The sequence below is a fragment of the Streptomyces sp. NPDC111802 genome (assembly GCF_055634335.1).
In genome coordinates, this window is the sequence record NZ_JBVKCZ010000210.1 from 1 (window position 1) to 1,695 (window position 1,695).

General features: G+C 68.6%; 1 protein-coding gene. It reads right to left on the reverse strand.

The features are described 5' to 3' along the window. Positions 1 to 62: 62 nt before the first annotated feature. Positions 63 to 1,283 carry a glycosyltransferase family 2 protein gene (locus ACZ7NC_RS45520; RefSeq protein WP_471498346.1) on the reverse strand — a complete coding sequence of 407 codons (1,221 nt, stop codon included), beginning with the start codon at positions 1,281 to 1,283 and terminating at the stop codon, positions 63 to 65. Positions 1,284 to 1,695 lie beyond the last annotated feature (412 nt).

A 1,695-nucleotide genomic window follows, 5' to 3' on the forward strand; every position in this document is an offset into this window, starting at 1 on the left:
AATCCACACCGAACCCAGGGGCCCTCACCTCGTTCAAGGACCACTCACGGGCGTGTCGCCCGTCACCAACGTCCCCGGACAACACACCTAGGGCCCGAGGCCCCCAGCACCCGGCGCGCCTTGCGCACCGAACGCCGCAGGAAGGAGTCCGCGCCGCCCTCCCGGTAGCCGGGGTAGGCGCGGGCCTGGCGCGGGTCGGCGAGGTACACCGAGTCGGGGATCCCCGCCGCCGCGTCCCGGAAGTGCGGGTAGGCGAGGTAGACCCGGCGGCCCTTCTTCTCCAGGAGGGCCGCCGGCTGCTTCTTGGCCCTGACGAACTCCACGACCGGCAGCAGGAGTTCGGGGCGCCGCTGGGCGACCAGGTGCAGCCGCAGCCGCTCGTCGACCTTGAGGCGGCGGGCGATGCCCGGGGTCCAGAAGGTGTCCATGAGGGGCCCCGCCAGTTCCAGCTTGTTCTGCCTGACCTCCTCGCTGTCCTTGGCGTACTTCGGCCCGAACTGCGGCAGCAGGGTGATGAGGAACGGGCGGACCATGAGCAGGTCGCGCTGCTCGCCCGCCGGTACGAGCTCGGCTATCAGGTTCATCAGGGCACGCGCGGAGTCGAAACGCAGGGCGTAGCCGCCGCTCTTGGTCACGTGCTTGCCGTCCTCGCGGCCCACCAGGTAGTAGCAGGTGTAGTCCGCGACCACGGAGACGCCGTCGGCCCGCAGATAGGCCTCCATCGTGAACAGCGCGTCCTCGCCGGTCCACAGGGACTCGTCGAAGCGCATGTTGTGCCGGGTCAGCAGGTCACGGCGGAACAGCTTCTGCGCGCTCAGCGTGAACTTGATGTTGGAGGAGAAGACGTCGGTCCGGTCCAGCGTCTTGCCCCACATCGACTTGGGCGCGGTGCGGTTGACGCCCTCGACCCGGCCGAGCACCACGTCCGTGCCGTTCCTGTCGCCCATCGCGACCATGCGCTCCAGGGCCTCGGGGCCCAGCCGGTCGTCGGCGTCCAGGAAGAAGACGTAACGCCCGGTCGCCTTGCCCAGACCGACGTTGCGCGGGCCGCTGGGCCCGCCGGAGTTCTCCTGCCGGATGACGGTGACCGGCATGGGCACACGGGCCGCGAACTCCTCCAGACACTCCCCCGTGCCGTCCGTCGAACCGTCGTCCACGGCGATGACCTCGATGCGCCCCGGGTCGATGGTCTGTGCCTCGACCGAAGCAAGGCACTCGACCAGGTACGGCATCGCTTCGTACGCCCCGATGATCACAGTCACATCAGGCTGCGTGACGGTCACGTTTCCCCCTTGTCAATGGGATATTTCCCCCGTATCAGCTCATTCGCTACCTGGTAGACGGCTGGGCGGTGGAAGCGGTTGCCTCACGTCCATGTTTTGGTGAGTCAGATCACATCGCGAACTGACATGGACTCACGCTATTCGGGAACGGTAAGAGACCCGCTGGAAGCGGTCTGGCAGCGCACAAGAAAACGGCGCGGCCCCCGAGGAACACTCCTCGGGGGCCGCGCCGTTCGCACGGTCCGCGGGTCAGGCGGTCAGATCGTCCCCGGCCGCCGTCAGCTGCTGCGGGGGCACCGCCGCCGGCTCGGCGCCTGCGGCCGCCGCCCGTGCTTCCTGGCCGACGTTGCGCGTCTCGGCCTTGATGGCGAGGTTGGCCACCGCGGTGTTGAACTGGTCGATGGATGTCGGC